The sequence below is a fragment of the Comamonas sp. UBA7528 genome, from assembly GCF_002479375.1.
Lineage (GTDB): Bacteria > Pseudomonadota > Gammaproteobacteria > Burkholderiales > Burkholderiaceae_C > Comamonas.
Genome location: NZ_DLMU01000009.1, coordinates 159,209 through 175,084, shown reverse-complemented (window position 1 = coordinate 175,084; position 15,876 = coordinate 159,209). Strand labels below are relative to the sequence as shown.

Here is a 15,876-nt window from a genome sequence, read left to right as displayed (position 1 = left end):
GCAGGCATGCCCCAGCGCCACTGCCGACCCCAAACCATCCAGGGCCACCCAGGGCCATCCGCTGCGGGGTGTGGGGGCAGGGCCACGCCGGTTCGGCCATTTGTCTTATAGGATTTCCCTTGGAGGCCCGCATTTTCTATAGTCGGTTTCCATGTCCTGTCCTTTGTTCCTGACGTGGTTGCCGCGCATGGCCATGGCCGTGCGGCCGCTTGGCGCGACGGGATGGCGCTTGGCCGCAGGGGCGGTCTGCCTGGGCACGGTGCTGGCCCAGGCGCAGGCCCAGACGGTGCGCCCCGGGCTGTGGGAGTTCGAAGGCCGGCAGTCGCAGCTGCGCCAGAGCAGCGGGCAGACGGTGGACATGCAGAAGATCAACCAGCAGCTGGAAACCCAGCTGCTGGGCATGGAGCCCGGTGTGCGCCGCATGCTGGAGGACAACCTGCGCAGCGCCGGCGTGGTGGTGGACCGGGGGCGCAGCCAGTTGCTGTGCGTGCCGCCCGATCAGATCCAGCTGGCACGGCTGGTCGAGCGCCAGCAGCAGGAGGGCTGCACCTTCACGCTGCAGGAGCGCGGTGCCGATTTCGTGCGCGGCCAGCTGAAATGTACCGAGCCACCAGGGCAGGGCAGCCATGTGGCATCGGTCATCACGCCCGAGCGGCTGAGCACGCGCACCGAGCTCAAAATCGCGCAGGGCCAGCTGATCATCACCACTGCCGCCCAGTGGATTGCGGCCGACTGTGGCAATGCCGCCGAGGTGGGCCGCCAGCGGCAGCAGGAACGCTCCCTGTTCGGCGGGGGCAAGTAAGGGTGGAGCAGCGGCGGCGGCGTGGACGGTGACGGCGGGGCCTCCCCCGGGATCCGCACCCACGCACTACACACTGCGCCCCAAGACTGCGGCACCAGGGGAACTCCCGGCCGGCAGCCCGTCCGGAGGAAGTTGCTCAGCCAAAGAAGCGGTAGCAGACCACGATGGCCGCCACCACGCCGGCCAGCTCGGCGATCAGCGCACAGGGCACGGCATGGCGTGCACGCTGTATGCCCACGGCACCAAAATACACGGCCAGCACATAGAAGGTGGTTTCGGTGCTGCCCTGGATGGTGGCCGCGGCCAGTGCAGCAAAGCTGTCCACCCCCTGGGTCTGCATGGTCTCGATCAGCATGGCCCGTGCCGCGCTGCCGGAAAACGGTTTGACCAGGGCCGTGGGCAGGGCATCCACAAAGCGGGTGTCCATGCCCAGCAGGTCCACGCACCAGCGGATGCCGTCCAGTGCATAGCCCAGTGCGCCGGAGGCACGGAACACGCCCACGGCACACAGCATGGCCACCAGATAGGGCAGCAGGCCCTTGGCCACGTCAAACCCTTCCTTGGCTCCGGCGATGAAGCTGTCGTACACGGCGACCTTCTTCCAGGCCCCCAGGCAGACGAACAGCAGGATCAGGGCGAACAAGGTTAGATTGCCCAGCAGGGCCGACAGGCTGGCCAGCGCGGCAGCGCTGAGCGTGCTCAGCAGCGCCATGAAGCCGGCCAGGCCCAGGGCCACCGGCAGCAGATAGGCCAGCACCACCGGGCTGAACAGCGGCAGGCGCTGCACCAAGGCGATGGCCAGCAGGCCGGCCAGGGTGGAGCAACTGGTGGCCAGCAGAATCGGCAGGAACACCAGCGTGGGATCGGGCGCGCCTTGCTGCATGCGGTACATGAAGATGGTGACCGGCAGCAGCGTCAGCGACGAGGCGTTGAGCACCAGGAACAGGATCTGTGCATTGGTGGCGGTGTCGGGCCGGGGATTGAGCGTCTGCAGCTCCTGCATGGCCTTGAGCCCCATGGGCGTGGCGGCGTTGTCCAGCCCCAGGCCATTGGCGGCAAAGTTCAGCGTGATCAGGCCCAGCGCCGGGTGGCCGCGCGGGACTTCGGGCATCAGCTTGCCAAACAGCGGGCCCAGCACTTTGGCCAGCCACTGCACCACCCCGGCCTGTTCGGCAATGCGCAGAAAGCCCAGCCACAGCGTCAGCGTGCCGAACAGCAGCACCATCACCTCGACCGACAGCCTGGCCATGGCAAACAGCGCCTGCACCATGTCGGCAAACACCTGGGCCTGGCCGCCCAACAGCCACTGCGCGGCAGCGGCCACGGCGGCAATCACAAAAAAGCCCAGCCACAAGGCGTTGAGCATGGAAGTTCTCCCTCGAGGCAGATGTCATCGATCTTGGATGCCACCATTGTCGCGCGGCGCACAGGGATTACCGATCGTCACCAGCTTGTAACAAGAAGTTTTCACAATCGGCGCACGCGCAACGTTCCCTTTGTGATCTTGACCACTGCTTCATCTTCTTTCCCTGTCGCCGCACGTCTGTGGGCCGGGCACCGCGGGTTCTATGGCGCGGCGCTGGGCCGCGTGGGGGGCGCCATCTCCGGCTGGCCGCTGCTGCGCTGGGCCCCACCGGTGCTGGTGCTGACCGCGCTGGCGCTGTCCTGGTGGTTCACCGCCCAGCGCTTGCAGTCGCAGGAGGACCAGCTGTGGGAGGCAGCCCTCAGCCAGCAGGCGGCCGTGGCGGCCAGCCTGCAGGAAAGCCTGGTGCAGGCGGTGGACAAAGGCCATCTGATGGCCCTGGTCGCAGCGGAGGCGCTGGACGGTGCACCGCAGGAGATGGCCCAGACCCGCCGCCGCCTGCTGGCCATGCAGGCCGCCGATCCCACTTTGCTGCGCTTTGCCGTGCTGGATGCGCAGGGCGAGCGCCTGCTCAGCTCCATGCCGGTGCAGGACGGCATGGCGCAGCTGCCTTTGGTGGATCCGGCGCTGCTGCGCAGTGCCGCGCGCCAGCAGAGCCCGGTGGCGCGGCAGGTGCAGGTGCTGCCGGTGTTGCCCGGGGGCAAGGACTTCGTTCCCGACACGCCTAATGTGCGACCCGTGTCCTTGCTGCTGGGCATGCCGCCGGCCTGGGCTGCGCAGGGGGATGCGCTGAGCCAGGTGCCGTCGCAGGGCGGTTTTTTGCTGCAGGCCATCGATCTGGTGCATTTTCTGGGCCCGTACCGCGGAGCGGACATGCACACTGGCACCCACATCCAGGTGCTGGCGCCGGATGGCAGCGTGCTGGCGGCCTTGCAGGACCATGCGCTGCTGGCGTCGCCGCCCGGTCAGCGTCAGGCGCTGCTGGCCCAGCAGCCCGGTGTGCAGGGGCACGGCCGGCTGCGGCTGGATGACCAGCAACTGCATCTGGTCAGCTGGCGGCGCAGCGCCGGCACCCCGTTCACCGTGGTCGTCAGCCAGGATGTGCCCCAGTTGCTGGCCGAACACCGTGCCAACAGCCGGCGTGCATGGGGTTTGCTGGCGCTGCTGACCGCCATCACCTTGCTGGCCACCTTGGCGCTGGCCCGGGTGCTGGGGCGGCAGCACCATCTGTTCCAGGCGCTGTCCGTGGCGGATGCCAAGAACCAGTCGCTGATCGAGCAACTGGAGCAAGAGAAGATCCGTGCGCTGGAGCTGGCCGGCAGCGACCACCTGACGGGCCTGCACAACCGCCGCATGTTCAACGAGCTGGTGGCCAGCCACCTGGCGCTGGCACGGCGCAGCCCCAAGCATTACGCGCTGCTGTACCTGGATCTGGACCGCTTCAAGCAGATCAACGACAGCCTGGGCCACCATGTGGGCGATCTGCTGCTGCAGGCAGTGGCCCAGCGCCTGCGCTCCCTGGTGCGCGGCAGCGACATCATTGGCCGCATGGGGGGCGACGAGTTTGCCGTACTGGTCACCGCCATGGAGCAACTGGCCGACATGGACCAGCTGGCCGCCAAGCTGGTGGCCCAGCTCAGCCAGCCCTATGTGGGCCTGGACGGGCACAACCTGCAGCTGAGCCCCAGCATCGGCATTGCCTTCTTCCCGCGCGACGGCCATGACGTAGCCACGCTGTGCCAGCATGCGGACATGGCCATGTACGCCTCCAAGCGCGCGGGGCGTGGGCGTGCCACCTATTACGACACCCAGCTCAATCCGGCAGACGACCGCGGCTGGCAGTTGGAGCGCGAGCTGGCGCAGGCGATTGCCGGCGAACAGCTGGTGCTGCATTTCCAGCCCAAGGTGCGGCTGGAGGACTGCCGCATCGAAGGTTTTGAAGCCCTGGTGCGCTGGCAGCACCCGGCTTTCGGGTTGATCTATCCCGGAGAATTCATTGCGCTGGCCGAGAAGAACGGCCTGATCGCCGAGCTGGGGGACTGGGTGATCCGCGCATGCTGTCAGCAGGCGGCCGCCTGGCGCCAGCAGGGGCTCGACACGGTGCCGATTGCGGTCAATGTCTCGGCCCTGCAGTTGCGCGACACCGCGTTTCCCACGCGCATGGCCACCTACCTGCAGCAGTACGGCGTGCGTGCCAGCGACCTGGAGCTGGAAATCACCGAGAGCTGCCTGGTGGAGCCCGTGGACCTGGCGGTGCGCGTGCTCAACCAGCTGGAAGGCATGGGCATGCGCATCGGCCTGGACGACTTCGGCACCGGCTTTTCCAGCCTGAGCCAGATCCGCCACCTGCCCATCGACACCATCAAGCTGGATCGGTCGTTTGTGGACGACATCCGTTCCAGCCCCGAGGCCGGGGTGCTGGTGACGTCCATCATCACGCTGGCACACAACCTGAAGATGCGGGTGGTGGCCGAAGGCGTGGAGCTGCGCGACCAGCTGGTCTACCTGAAGACCGCTGGCTGCGATGCGGCCCAGGGCTACATCCTCAGCCGCCCCGTGCCGGCGCAGGAAACACAACGCCTGCTGCGCCAGGGGATTCTGGAGCCGGCGTGAACGCGGGGGGCGTCCCTGCGGCGGCTGCGGATGATGGGGGGCACCGGCGCGCCCCTTCACGCTCTTACTGTGCCGGCGTCGTCAGCCGCAGCAACTGCCCATCCGGGGCGTCGGTCAGCACATACAGCCAGCCGTCCGGGCCCTGGCGCACATCGCGCACGCGCTGGCCCAGGCCGGGGAGCAGTTTTTCGTGGGCCACCAGGCGGTCGCCATCGAACTTCAGCCGCTCCAGCATGCGCGACTTGAGCGCGCCCACCACCAGCGAGCCCTGCCAGTCCGCGCCATAGCGGTTGCTGCTGACCCAGGCCAGCCCGGACGGTGCAATCGAGGGCACCCAGTAGTGCAGCGGTTGTTCCATGCCGTTCTGGCGGGTGATGCCGGCGCCGATCTTGCCGCCGCCGTAGTTCTCGCCATAGGTGATCACCGGCCAGCCGTAGTTCTTGCCGGGCTGGATGCGGTTGACTTCGTCGCCGCCCTGGGGACCGTGCTCGTGCATCCACAGCTGGCCGTCGGGGGCCAGCACGGCACCCTGCGGGCTGCGGTGGCCCCAGCTCCAGATGGCCGGCAGGGCATCGGAGCGGCCAACGAAGGGGTTGTTGGCGGGGATGCTGCCGTCTTTGCCCACGCGCACGATCTTGCCCAGGTGGCTGCGCAGGTTCTGTGCCTCTTCCTTGTAGCTGGAGCGTTCGCCCAGTGTCAGGAACAGGCTGCCGTCCGGCCTGCCGTTCACCATGCGCTCCAGGATGCGGCAGCCAAAGTGCAGGGCGCTGTCGTACTTGGGCTGCTGCTCGAAAATCACCTGCACCTGCTGCAGGGCGGTGGCGTCGGCGTTCAGCGTGGCACGGGCCAGGGCGGTGCCGTTCTTGCCGGCATCCGCGCCGGTGCCGGGCTGGCTGTAGCAAAAATACAGCTGGCGGTTCTGGGCAAAGTCGCTGTCCAGTACCACGTCCAGCAGCCCCCCCTGGCCGCGCGCCACCACGGCGGGCAGACCGGCCAGCGGCGGGTTCAGCCGGCCATCGCTTTGCACCACCCGCATGCGGCCGGGGCGCTCGGTCACCAGGTAGCGGCCATCGGGCAGAAAGGCCAGCGCCCAGGGGTGTTCCAGCCCCTGGGCCACCGTCACCGCCTGCAGTGCCCGCGCGGCGGCAGATGTGGGCGTGGTCGCCGGCGTGGACGGCCCCGCGGGCTGGGCCAGGGCCATGTTGCCACCCAGGGCGCCAGCCAGGCCCAGCGCGGGCAGCAGAAGGCGCAGGCAGTAGCCCGGCTGGAGAACGGTGGGAGAAAAGGGCCGGGACGCGGGGCGAGAAGGGTGAGAAAGCGAGCAGGGAAAGGGGCGGGGATGGGTCATGGGCACTCCAAAAGCACAGGGTATGTCGCAGGACGCAGGTCGGCCCATTGTGGCTTCCACGCGGTGGGCGCCTTGCGGATTGCGCCTGCGGCTTGCCCGGGAATACGCCTGCCGGGTCATGGGCGGCGCTCGGTTTTACAGACGCCGCGGCAAAAAATCCGAGTCGCCGCCGGGGATCGCTGCGGCAGCACACGCCTGCACCGGGCCAGCGGGTGTATAAAGTCGGCTGCACAGAGCGCTGCGGCGCTCGATCGAAGGCGCGGCCATGGAATTCCTGGACGCGCCTTTGTTGTTCCCCTCTATACCCCTGCATACAAAGGAATCGCACCCATGGGCGCGCAATGGAAAGCCAAGGGCAAGGCCCTGGTCGCCGATGCCAAAGGCAAGCTGTTTGGCAAACTGGTCAAGGAAATCACCGTCGCGGCCCGTCTGGGCGGCGGCGACCCCGGCTCCAATTCGCGCCTGCGCATGGCTGTTGAAGCGGCCCGCAAGGCTTCCATGCCCAAGGACACGCTGGATCGTGCGATCAAGAAGGGCTCCGGCGCTGGCGCCGATGCGGTGAACTATTCCAGCGTGCTGTTCGAAGGTTACGGCCCCCAGCGCGTGCCGGTGATGGTCGAATGCCTGACCGACAACCCCAATCGCACCGCCCCCAATATGCGCGTGTGCTTCCGCAAGGGCCAGCTCACTGCCGTGGCCTGGGACTTTGACCATGTGGGCATGATCGAAGGCGAAGCCGAAGGCGGCGCTGACGTGGAAATGGCCGCCATCGAAGCCGGCGCCCAGGATTTTGAAGCCGGTGAAGAAGAGGGCGTGACCCTGTTCATCACCGACACCACCGACCTGGACACCGTGGCCAAGGCCCTGCCGGCCCAAGGTTTCAAGGTGCTGTCCGCCAAGCTGGGCTACAAGGCCAAGAACCCCGTCAGCATGGGCAGCCTGTCCGCCGAAGCGCAGGAAGAAGTGCAGGCCTTTCTGGCCGGTCTGGAGAACGACGACGACGTGCAGCACGTGTTCGTGGGTCTGGTGGACTGAGTATTTCCGCCGCTTTCGCTGCCCGGTGGGCGGCATGGTGCAAGGGAACCCTTCGGGTTCCCTTTTTCTTTGGGGCTCCGCGGAGAAGGTGGGGGCCCTTGGTCTGTGCCACCCAGCCATGCCATGCAGCGGGTGCGATGCGGTGAGGGTGGCGGTTGGGCATGCCCTGCCATCCTGCGGCTGACGCGACGCTGTTGCGTGGGGCGCGATGCATGCAGGAATGACGGCACAGCGGTGCGGTATTGCGCACTAGCGTTTTTTCGTAGTGCGGACACAAGGCGGGCCGATTAAGGTGGGTACAGCCCTGTGTGTCAGCGGCCATTCCCCGTGGACAGTGCGGGAAGGCCTGTGCCTTGAGGAGGTGTGCCATGCCCCTGTCTCCCGCTGAGGATTCCCACAATGAACGGCACGGCCAGGAACGGCACGGCCAGGAACGGCCCGGCCCGGCTGAGTCCGGCGCAGCGGCGCCCGGTGCCGCGCCACCCGTGCAACTGCAAACCCTGCACTGGGGGGACCCCTGGCGCTGGCTGGGGGCCGGCGCGCGGGATGTGCGGCGTGCCTGGGGCGTGGCGCTGTTCTATGGACTGTGCTTCTGGGGCATGGCACTGTGCCTGGCCTGGGTGTTCAGCGCCAGCCCGGAGTATGTGATGTCCATGGCCAGCGGTTGCCTGCTTTTGGGGCCGTTTCTGGCCATGGGGCTGTACGACACCAGCCGCCGGCTGGAGCGGGGTGAGGCGCCGGATCTGGGCCGTTCCATCACCGCCTGGGACCGCAATCTGGGCGGCATGGGCATGTTGGTGCTGGTGCTGATCGTGCTGGAGTTGCTGTGGGGACGGGCGTCGCTGGTGGTGTTTGCGGTGTTCTTCGACACCGGCATGCCGTCCACCACCGGGGTGCTGCAGGCCATCTTCCGGCCGGAGAACTGGGAGTTCATTGCCGTCTATGCGGCGGTGGGAGGCTCTTTTGCGCTGCTGGTGTTCGGAACCACCGCCGTGTCCATGCCCATGATGCTGGACCGGGGTACGGACGCGCTGACGGCCGGTCTGACCAGCATGCAGGTGGTGCTGGGCAATCTGGGCATGATGCTGGTCTGGGGCGCGCTGATTGCAGTTCTGGTGGGCGCGTCCTTTCTGGTGCTGTGGGGGTTGCCGCTGTTGCTGGTGGGGCCGTTGCTGGGCTGTGCCAGCTGGCATGCCTACCGCAGCGCGGTGGTCGCGTTACCGTACACACCGCCCGCAACACCAGCACCCGAGCCAGTGCCTTAAGATGGGCTACAGCCCGCTGCCGGGCAACTTGGTGCAATATCCACCCATACAACTTCCATTGATAACGAAAGAACGCATTGGCTACACCCAACTACGGATACGAGAAACGACAGCGCGAGCTGGCCAAAAAGCAGAAAAAAGAAGAAAAACTGCGCGAGAAGGCCCAGCGCAAGCATTCGGACACGGATGCCCCCCATGCGGGCGGTGCGCCTGCACCTGCGGGTGACGGGGCCGAACCGACTGCAAACTGAGCGCGCGCCGCCCCACCATACCCTGAAGCTGCCGTGGTGCGGCGTGGGGTGGGTGGTGCTGCGCAGCCAGCACGCCCGTGGTGGTGAAGGACAAAGGCCGGGTGGTGACGTGACGTCACCCCCGGCCTTTGTCATTGTGCGCGCCGATGGCGCAGGGTTCAGCCCAGCAGGCCCTGGAGGGTGGGCCAGACGTTGTCCAGCATCAGCGGCTGGGCTTCGGCACGGGGGTGGATGCGGTCGGCCTGGAACAGCGCGGCGGCGTTGGGAATGTCGGCCACACCTTTCAGAAAGAACGGCACCAGCGGTGTGCGGGTGTCCTGCGCCACCCGGGTGTAGATCTGGGCAAAGTCACGCCCATAGCTGGCGCCATAGTTGGGGGGCATCTGCATGCCTACCAGCAGGCCTTTGGCGCCACTTTCCTTGCTGACCTGCAGCATCAGGCGCAGGTTCTCTTCGGTGTTCTTGAGCGGCAGACCGCGCAGCGCATCATTGCCTCCCAGCTCGATCACCACGATCTGCGGCTGGTGCTGCTTGAGCAGTGCCGGCAGGCGCGAGCGCCCGCCGGCGGTGGTTTCGCCGCTGATGCTGGCGTTGACCACACTGGCATGTGGGTGTTGTTTCGCCAGGCGCTGCTCCAGCAGCGTGACCCAGCCGGTGCCGCGTGCCAGGCCATATTCGGCGCTGAGCGAGTCGCCCAGGATCAGGATTTTGCGGGCGGTCGTTTTGCCCTGTGCCAGCGCCGGCGATAGCCACAGCGCGGCGGCTGCGCCCGCAAGCGCGATACAGTGGCGACGGTGGCGGTGCAAAGGGTGCATGGCTTTTTCCTGAGGTTTTTTCATGACTGAGACGATTTCCCGGCAGCCCTTGATCGCGGTAGAGCATCTTTTCAAATCCGTGTCGGATTCGTCCGGCACGCTGGACATTCTGCGGGATATCGATTTCACGCTGCAGCCCGGGGAAACCGTTGCCATTGTGGGTGCATCCGGCTCGGGCAAGAGCACCTTGCTGTCCATTCTGGCGGGGCTGGACGTGCCGTCGCGCGGCACGGTGCGGCTGCAGGGCCAGGACATGTTTGCGCTGGATGAGGACGCACGTGCTGCGCTGCGGGCGCAGAAGGTCGGCTTTGTCTTTCAAAGCTTCCAGTTGATGGGCAATCTCACGGCGCTGGAGAACGTGATGCTGCCGCTGGAGCTGGCCGGCGTGCGCGGCGCACGCGTGCAGGCCAGCGAGATGCTGCAGCGCGTGGGCCTGGGTCAGCGCCTGCAGCACTACCCCAAGCTGCTGTCCGGCGGCGAACAGCAGCGCGTGGCGCTGGCCCGCGCCTTTGTGGTGCGCCCCGCCGTGCTGCTGGCCGACGAGCCCACGGGCAGCCTGGACTTTGCCACCGGCGAAGCGGTGATGGAGCTGATGTTCGCCCTCAACCGCGAGCAGGGCACGACCCTGGTGCTGGTGACCCACGACCGCGGTATCGCCGCGCGCTGCGAGCGGCGCATCACCATCGCCGCCGGCGCGGTGGCGGCGGATGAGCTGGGCGTGCTCGAGCAGCCGGGTTGAGCACGGCGGCTGGGCGCCTGGCCTGTGCCGCGCTCGGCACAGGCACGGGGTGGTTCAGGTGCGCTGACCTGCAGCCTCTGCTGCCGTGGCGGTTTCCGAGGATGCCGCGGCAGATGCTGGTGCGGATGCAGGTTCGGGTGCATGGCCGTCTTCCGACAGGCAGACCGCGGCGGTGAAGATCACGTCGGTGGAGGAGTTCAGCGCTGTTTCGGTCGAGTCCTGCAGCACGCTGATGATGTAGCCGATGCCCACCACCTGCATGGCGATGTCGTTCGAGATGCCGAACAGGCTGCATGCCAGCGGAATCAGCAGCAGCGAGCCGCCGGCCACGCCCGAAGCACCGCAGGCGCACAGGGCCGACACCACGCACAGCAGCAGGGCCGTGGGCATGTCCACCGCAATGCCCAGGGTGTGGGCGGCGGCCAGCGTCAGCACACTGATGGTGATGGCAGCGCCGGCCATGTTGATGGTGGCGCCCAGCGGAATCGCCACGCTGTAGGTGCCTTCGTCCAGGTTCAGGCGCTTGGCGATGGCCAGGTTGATGGGGATGTTGGCGGCCGAGCTGCGGGTGAAGAAGGCCGTCACGCCGCTTTCGCGCAGGCACATCAGCACCAGCGGGTAGGGGTTGCGGCGGATCTTCCACCAGACGATGGCGGGGTTGACCACCAGGGCCACGAACAGCATGGAGCCCAGCAGCACGCACAGCACCCGGACGTAGCCGGCCAGTGCCTCCAGGCCGGTGGCGGCCACGGTGGCGGCGACCAGGCCAAAAATCCCCAGCGGCGCGCAGCGGATCACGGCCTGGATGATGAAGGTCACGCCCTGGGCCAGATCCGACACCACTTTCTGCGTGGTGGAGCTGGCATGGCGCAACGCCACACCCAGGCCGATGGCCCACACCAGAATGCCGATGTAGTTGGCCTTGAGCAGCGCATTGACCGGGTTGTCCACGGCGCTCAGCAGCACGCCCATCAACACCTCGCCGATGCCGCCGGGCGCAGCCACGCCGGTGGCCGCATCCTTGAAATGCAGCACCGAGGGAAACAGCATGCTGGCGCCCACCCCCACAAAGGATGCCGCCAGCGTACCCACCACATACAGCCACAGCACGGGCTTGAGCAGGGTGACTTCTCCGGGGCGGTGGTTGCCGATGGCGGCCGTCACCAGCACCAGCACCAGCACCGGTGCCACGGCCTTGAGGGCCGAGATGAAGAGGGTGCCCAGCAGGCCGACCGACAGCGCAGCCTGCGGCCAGAGCAGGGCCAGTGCAATGCCCAGGACCAGGCCGATCACGATTTGCATGACCAGGCCGGTGCGGCGCAGCCAGTGCAGCAGGGGTTGAAACATCATGGTGGAAAGAAAACCGGGCGGCGCCTGTGCAGGCGTCCGCGTGCAAAATGAAACCGGCCTTTGAAGTTCGCCGCCATGCAGCAACATTCAAAGGCCGGTACCCAGGGTCTGCCGGAACCAGTCACCACGGAGGGTGGCCGAGCCAGGCAGAGGTGGCCGCGAATGCCCACTTCGGGGTCATCCGGCGACCCGGTGAGTGTAGGCTCCAGGGGAAAACCCGGTGTTTGCAAGGTGCTTGCGGGCATGGGGAGGGGCTGGGCATTGCTTGGTAGGGCCGGCCGACAGCGGGTGTCAGGACGCGGTCGGGGGTGGGCATTTGCGCAGGCTGCATGGCCGCAGACGGCCTGCCGCAGCGGCCTGTCTTCTCCTCGGACATTGGCTTGGCCGGATAATGCCCCTCCTATGTCGTCCCCCAAAGTGCTTTTCGGCTTCCATGCCGTCGGCGTGCGCCTGAAGACCGCGCCGCAATCCATCATTGAAATCTATTACGAGAGCGCGCGCCGCGATGCGCGCATGCGCCAGTTCCTGGAGCGTGCCAAAGAGGTTGGTGCCCGTCTGATCGAAGCCGATGCCATGCGCATCGCCAAACTGGCTGGCAGCCATGGCCACCAGGGGGTGGCGGCGCGCGTGGAAGAGGTCCGGGACACCCGCACGCTGGACGAGCTGCTGGACGATCTGGAGGAGTCCGGCGTCAAGGCCCCGCTGCTGCTGGTGCTGGATGGCGTGACCGACCCCCACAACCTGGGCGCCTGCCTGCGGGTGGCCGACGGCGCCGGTGTGCATGCCGTGATCGCCCCCAAGGACCATGCGGCCGGTATCAACGCGACCGTGGCCAAGGTGGCCAGCGGCGCAGCCGAGACGGTGCCGTACTTCATGGTGACCAACCTGGCGCGCACGCTCAACGAACTCAAGGAGCGCGGCATCTGGGTGATTGGCACCAGCGGCGATGCCGACAAGCACCTCTACCAGATGGACCTGACCGGCCCGACGGCCCTGGTGCTGGGTGCCGAAGGCGACGGCATGCGCCAGCTCACCCGCAAGACCTGCGATGCCTTGGTCAGCATTCCCATGCAGGGCGCAGTGGAAAGCCTGAATGTGTCGGTGGCCAGCGGCGTATGCCTGTACGAGGCACTGCGCCAGCGCATTCCGAAGCCGGTCTGAGCCCACCCCGTCTCTGCTCCGCCTGCGGCGGAACAGAGGGCAGGATCTCAGGATTTTTCACAGCTGCTTACGTATCCCATGCCTGCCGCCGAGCCTGACCATGCCATCGAGGCTGTACGCGACTGGATCGCACAGTCGCAGCGGCTGTGCGTGCTGACCGGCGCGGGTGTCAGTGCCGAATCGGGCGTGCCCACCTTCCGTGACGCACAGACCGGCTACTGGGCGCAGTTCCGGGCAGAAGACATGGCCTCTGAGCCCGGTTTTCGCGCCCATCCCGAGCGCGTGTGGCGCTGGTACCAGCACCGGCGGGATCTGGTGTCGGCCGTGGCGCCCAATGCCGCCCACCATGCGCTGGCGGGCTTTGTGGCGCAGCACCCGGGCAGGCTGACTCTGGTCACCCAGAACGTGGATGGCCTGCACCAGCGCGCAGGCAGCGCCGGTGTGGTGGCCCTGCACGGCGATCTGTTTGCCGACCGCTGGCTGGAGCCTGGCTGTCCGCAGTGCGCTGCCGCCTTGCAGGCTGCCGCGCTGACCGCCACCGAGCCACCCGCCTGCCCGTACTGCGGCAATCTGCGCCGTCCCGGGGTGGTGTGGTTTGGCGAATGCCTGCCCCAGGCGGCGCTGGATGCGGCCGAAGCGGCGGCCCAAAGTTGCGATGTGATGCTGGTGGTGGGCACGGCCGGTGTGGTGTACCCGGCGGCGGGTCTGGTGTTTCAGGCGCGGGATGCGGGGGCGCGCGTGGTGATCGTCAACACCGCGCCCACGGAGCTGGACCGGCTTGCCGATGCCGTGCTGCAGGGGCCGGCAGCCACGCTGCTGCCTGCGTTGCTGGGCTGAGCCTGCAGCTGGCACGCGCCATGGGCGCACGCTAGGCTCGCCCCGTGCGGTTCAATGGTCAATGTCGTGGGATGCGCCGGCCGGCACCGATGCAGCCTGTTCGGTCTTCTTGCGGCGCCCTGGCTTGGAGAACAGGATGGTGCTGCTGTCCGGCGTGAGGCGCTGTATCACGATGCTGCCATCCTGGTGCAGATACAGCCGCGTATCCGGGGATTCGCTGTTGTCCACGTAGCAGACACCGGTGCTCAGGCCTTGCCAGCCATGTTCGGCACAGAAGCGGCGGCTGCGCAGGTACTCCAGCACGCTGCTGGGGCTGGCGTGTTCCTCGTTGCTGGCGACCCACAGATCACGGAACAGCGTGAATGCCGCTTCCGCATTGTCGCAACTGGGGGCTGCTTCCAGCTTTTTCAGCAGCGTGGAAAAGCGAGTTTCAAAGGTGGACAGCATGTCGACTATGTTAGTGGCGGGGCTGATTGAAATTGTTGTGTATAGCTATGGGTTAAAAAAGTTACTCAAATGTAAATGAACATACATTTGGTGCGCTTGTCGGACATGCTAGTCCACAACCGCGTTCTGCGATGCGCTGCATCTTCAAACAGTGGCTTGGGTGCATCAGGGTTCGGCAAGAATGCTGCAGTGCAGAAGCCGGTCATGGGACGGCCGGCGGCAACCAAGATACCGCCATGAAATTGCTACGTTATGGCCCGCCTGGGCAAGAGAAACCGGGTCTGCTGGATGCCCAGGGGGTGCTGCGCGATGCGTCGGCCTGGACCGACGATTGGGCGGGGGACGCGCTGGCGCCGGCCGCGCTGGAGGCCTTGCAGCAGGCGCACTGGCAACAGTGGCCCCAGGTGCCGGGGCAACCCCGCCTGGGCTGCCCGGTGGGGCAGGTGCGCAAAATCGTCTGCGTGGGGCTGAACTATGCCGACCACGCGCGGGAAGCCGGTCTGGCGCCGCCGGAAGAGCCGGTGCTGTTCCTCAAGGCCGCCTCGGCGCTGTGCGGTCCCGAAGACGATCTGCTGCTGCCGCCCCAGGCCCACAAGGTGGACTGGGAGGTGGAGCTGGGCCTGGTGATCGGTCAGCGCATGCAGCATGTGCCCGAGTGGCGGGCCATGGAGTACCTGGCGGGCTATGTGCTGGCCAACGATATTTCCGAGCGTGCCTGGCAGATGGAGCGGGGCGGGCAATGGGACAAGGGCAAGTCCCATGACGGGTTTGCGCCGGTCGGCCCCTGGCTGGTGACGCCGGACGAGGTGGAAGACCCGCACAACCTGGCGCTGTGGCTGGAGCTCAACGGCGTGGTGATGCAGGATGGTCACACCAGCCACTTCATCTTCCAGGTGCCGCGGGTGCTGGCCTATATCTCGGAATTCATGACCCTGGAGCCGGGCGACATCGTGCTGACCGGCACGCCGGCCGGCGTGGGCCTGGGGCACAAGCCCGTGCCCCGCTTTCTGCAGGACGGCGATGTGATGCGCCTGGGCGGCCAGGGGCTGGGCGAGCAGCGCATCCACTGCCGCGCCTGGGTGCGGGAGAACACCGAAAGCCGCTGAAGCGGCGATAGGGGAAAGCGTAGGGTGACCCTGCGCGCAGACCTATGGCGCGCGGGTGCGGAATCAGGGAGGTGTGTGGCCGGCCGCTGGCGGCAGATGGCGTGCCAGCGCGGCATGCACATCGGCGTGCGCCGCCTGGGGGATGGCCAGCAGCTCATAGCCCAGTACACGGGCCATTTCATGCAGGGTGGACAGGCGTGGGTCCAGTCCATTGCTTTCCAGTCGCTGCACGGTCATGCGCGACAGGCCGGCCTGGGCTGCCAGGTCGGCCTGGGTCAGCAGCAGCCGTTTGCGTGCCTGTGCCAGGGTGGCGACCAGGGGATCGGGAGTGGCTGTGGCCGGTACCGGTGAAGAAATGCTGTCAGGCATGGTGGTGGTTCTCGCAAAAAACCAAGAGTGGGGCCGTTGCCAGTGCAGGCGGGGAAAGCCGGTCTGCGCTGGCGGGAGCGATGCAGCGGCCCCAGTGTTCAGGCGAAAAGGTTGAGGCGCGTGCCCACCTGACCATAGCGCGCCAGCTCGGGCTGGATCACTGCCATCTGTCCGGCAGTGGGGCCAGACAGCGCCTTGTTCAGCTCCTGCTGGTTGAATTGGCGCTTGGTCAGCTCGGCCATGGTGGCTGCATCGGTAACGCGGTTGTTTCCCCAGGCATTGCTGGCATTGCGAACGGCGGTGGCGAAAGACAGATCCATAACAAACTCCCAGACAATCAACGATTGGGTGTGACTGTAGGAGTTCTGTCGCAAG

15 protein-coding genes are annotated in these 15,876 nt (G+C 66.9%); 8 read left to right on the top strand and 7 right to left on the bottom strand.

The window, feature by feature from the left end; translation table 11 throughout:
* The first annotated feature begins 151 nt into the window (after positions 1-151).
* On the top strand, positions 152-802 hold the full coding sequence (locus B3349_RS11930; RefSeq protein ID WP_291588864.1) for a DUF3617 domain-containing protein: 651 nt from the start codon (positions 152-154) through the stop codon (positions 800-802).
* A 136-nt stretch (positions 803-938) separates the two neighbouring features.
* On the opposite strand, the gene B3349_RS11925 is transcribed toward B3349_RS11930, so the two are convergent.
* A complete protein-coding gene (locus B3349_RS11925; RefSeq protein ID WP_291588863.1) occupies positions 939-2,168 on the bottom strand; it encodes a spore maturation protein in 1,230 nt (409 codons plus the stop codon).
* Between the two features lie 138 nt (positions 2,169-2,306).
* On the opposite strand from B3349_RS11925, the gene B3349_RS11920 reads away from it, so the two are divergent.
* Positions 2,307-4,778 carry a putative bifunctional diguanylate cyclase/phosphodiesterase gene (locus B3349_RS11920; protein ID WP_291588862.1) on the top strand — a complete coding sequence of 824 codons (2,472 nt, stop codon included), beginning with the start codon at positions 2,307-2,309 and terminating at the stop codon, positions 4,776-4,778.
* Between the two features lie 64 nt (positions 4,779-4,842).
* Here B3349_RS11920 and B3349_RS11915 read toward each other — a convergent pair whose 3' ends face one another.
* Complete coding sequence (locus B3349_RS11915) at positions 4,843-5,979, bottom strand: PQQ-dependent sugar dehydrogenase (RefSeq protein WP_414646890.1); 1,137 nt, start codon at positions 5,977-5,979, stop codon at positions 4,843-4,845.
* A 477-nt stretch (positions 5,980-6,456) separates the two neighbouring features.
* On the opposite strand from B3349_RS11915, the gene B3349_RS11910 reads away from it, so the two are divergent.
* Together B3349_RS11910 and B3349_RS11905 are read left to right on the top strand one after the other, a co-directional pair.
* Positions 6,457-7,161 (top strand): YebC/PmpR family DNA-binding transcriptional regulator, encoded by a 705-nt coding sequence (locus B3349_RS11910; RefSeq protein WP_291588859.1) that lies wholly within the window; start codon positions 6,457-6,459, stop codon positions 7,159-7,161.
* Between the two features lie 368 nt (positions 7,162-7,529).
* Complete coding sequence (locus tag B3349_RS11905; protein WP_291588857.1) at positions 7,530-8,426, top strand: DUF2189 domain-containing protein; 897 nt, start codon at positions 7,530-7,532, stop codon at positions 8,424-8,426.
* Positions 8,427-8,835: 409 nt separating this feature from the next.
* Here B3349_RS11905 and B3349_RS11900 read toward each other — a convergent pair whose 3' ends face one another.
* On the bottom strand, positions 8,836-9,492 hold the full coding sequence (locus tag B3349_RS11900) for an arylesterase (protein ID WP_291588854.1): 657 nt from the start codon (positions 9,490-9,492) through the stop codon (positions 8,836-8,838).
* Positions 9,493-9,514: 22 nt separating this feature from the next.
* On the opposite strand from B3349_RS11900, the gene B3349_RS11895 reads away from it, so the two are divergent.
* The gene (locus B3349_RS11895; RefSeq protein ID WP_291588852.1) at positions 9,515-10,231 is read left to right on the top strand and encodes an ABC transporter ATP-binding protein; all 717 of its coding nucleotides are present in this window, start codon (positions 9,515-9,517) and stop codon (positions 10,229-10,231) included.
* A gap of 54 nt (positions 10,232-10,285) precedes the next feature.
* On the opposite strand, the gene sstT is transcribed toward B3349_RS11895, so the two are convergent.
* Positions 10,286-11,578, bottom strand: coding sequence for a serine/threonine transporter SstT (sstT, locus tag B3349_RS11890; RefSeq protein ID WP_291589214.1), 1,293 nt, complete (start codon positions 11,576-11,578; stop codon positions 10,286-10,288).
* Positions 11,579-11,983: 405 nt separating this feature from the next.
* Between sstT and rlmB the strand changes: the two genes are divergently transcribed.
* Together rlmB and B3349_RS11880 are read left to right on the top strand one after the other, a co-directional pair.
* Entirely contained in the window at positions 11,984-12,742 is a 759-nt protein-coding gene (gene rlmB, locus B3349_RS11885) for a 23S rRNA (guanosine(2251)-2'-O)-methyltransferase RlmB (RefSeq protein ID WP_280010709.1), read from the top strand.
* A 78-nt stretch (positions 12,743-12,820) separates the two neighbouring features.
* Positions 12,821-13,579 (top strand): SIR2 family NAD-dependent protein deacylase, encoded by a 759-nt coding sequence (locus B3349_RS11880; RefSeq protein ID WP_291588849.1) that lies wholly within the window; start codon positions 12,821-12,823, stop codon positions 13,577-13,579.
* A 51-nt stretch (positions 13,580-13,630) separates the two neighbouring features.
* On the opposite strand, the gene B3349_RS11875 is transcribed toward B3349_RS11880, so the two are convergent.
* Positions 13,631-14,026, bottom strand: coding sequence for a hypothetical protein (locus B3349_RS11875; protein ID WP_291588847.1), 396 nt, complete (start codon positions 14,024-14,026; stop codon positions 13,631-13,633).
* A gap of 236 nt (positions 14,027-14,262) precedes the next feature.
* Between B3349_RS11875 and B3349_RS11870 the strand changes: the two genes are divergently transcribed.
* Positions 14,263-15,132 carry a fumarylacetoacetate hydrolase family protein gene (locus B3349_RS11870; protein WP_291588846.1) on the top strand — a complete coding sequence of 290 codons (870 nt, stop codon included), beginning with the start codon at positions 14,263-14,265 and terminating at the stop codon, positions 15,130-15,132.
* A gap of 63 nt (positions 15,133-15,195) precedes the next feature.
* Here the strand turns inward: B3349_RS11870 and relB are convergent, their stop codons facing one another.
* The gene (relB, locus tag B3349_RS11865) at positions 15,196-15,501 is read right to left on the bottom strand and encodes a type II toxin-antitoxin system RelB family anti-toxin (protein ID WP_291588845.1); all 306 of its coding nucleotides are present in this window, start codon (positions 15,499-15,501) and stop codon (positions 15,196-15,198) included.
* Positions 15,502-15,599: 98 nt separating this feature from the next.
* Positions 15,600-15,821, bottom strand: a complete 222-nt coding sequence (locus B3349_RS11860; protein WP_098066152.1) for a hypothetical protein — start codon at positions 15,819-15,821, stop codon at positions 15,600-15,602.
* Positions 15,822-15,876: the final 55 nt, after the last annotated feature.

What these genes read in the sequence shown, in the direction of transcription:
- B3349_RS11930 (WP_291588864.1), top strand. Translation starts at nt 152, where the DNA reads ATGTCCTGTCCTTTGTTCCTGACGTGGTTGCCGCGCATGGCCATGGCC.
- B3349_RS11925 (WP_291588863.1), bottom strand. Translation starts at nt 2,168, where the DNA reads ATGCTCAACGCCTTGTGGCTGGGCTTTTTTGTGATTGCCGCCGTGGCC.
- B3349_RS11870 (WP_291588846.1), top strand. Translation starts at nt 14,263, where the DNA reads ATGAAATTGCTACGTTATGGCCCGCCTGGGCAAGAGAAACCGGGTCTG.
- B3349_RS11905 (WP_291588857.1), top strand. Translation starts at nt 7,530, where the DNA reads ATGCCCCTGTCTCCCGCTGAGGATTCCCACAATGAACGGCACGGCCAG.
- B3349_RS11860 (WP_098066152.1), bottom strand. Translation starts at nt 15,821, where the DNA reads ATGGATCTGTCTTTCGCCACCGCCGTTCGCAATGCCAGCAATGCCTGG.
- B3349_RS11900 (WP_291588854.1), bottom strand. Translation starts at nt 9,492, where the DNA reads ATGCACCCTTTGCACCGCCACCGTCGCCACTGTATCGCGCTTGCGGGC.
- B3349_RS11875 (WP_291588847.1), bottom strand. Translation starts at nt 14,026, where the DNA reads ATGCTGTCCACCTTTGAAACTCGCTTTTCCACGCTGCTGAAAAAGCTG.
- sstT (WP_291589214.1), bottom strand. Translation starts at nt 11,578, where the DNA reads ATGTTTCAACCCCTGCTGCACTGGCTGCGCCGCACCGGCCTGGTCATG.
- B3349_RS11910 (WP_291588859.1), top strand. Translation starts at nt 6,457, where the DNA reads ATGGGCGCGCAATGGAAAGCCAAGGGCAAGGCCCTGGTCGCCGATGCC.
- B3349_RS11895 (WP_291588852.1), top strand. Translation starts at nt 9,515, where the DNA reads ATGACTGAGACGATTTCCCGGCAGCCCTTGATCGCGGTAGAGCATCTT.
- B3349_RS11915 (WP_414646890.1), bottom strand. Translation starts at nt 5,979, where the DNA reads ATGGCCCTGGCCCAGCCCGCGGGGCCGTCCACGCCGGCGACCACGCCC.
- B3349_RS11880 (WP_291588849.1), top strand. Translation starts at nt 12,821, where the DNA reads ATGCCTGCCGCCGAGCCTGACCATGCCATCGAGGCTGTACGCGACTGG.
- rlmB (WP_280010709.1), top strand. Translation starts at nt 11,984, where the DNA reads ATGTCGTCCCCCAAAGTGCTTTTCGGCTTCCATGCCGTCGGCGTGCGC.
- relB (WP_291588845.1), bottom strand. Translation starts at nt 15,501, where the DNA reads ATGCCTGACAGCATTTCTTCACCGGTACCGGCCACAGCCACTCCCGAT.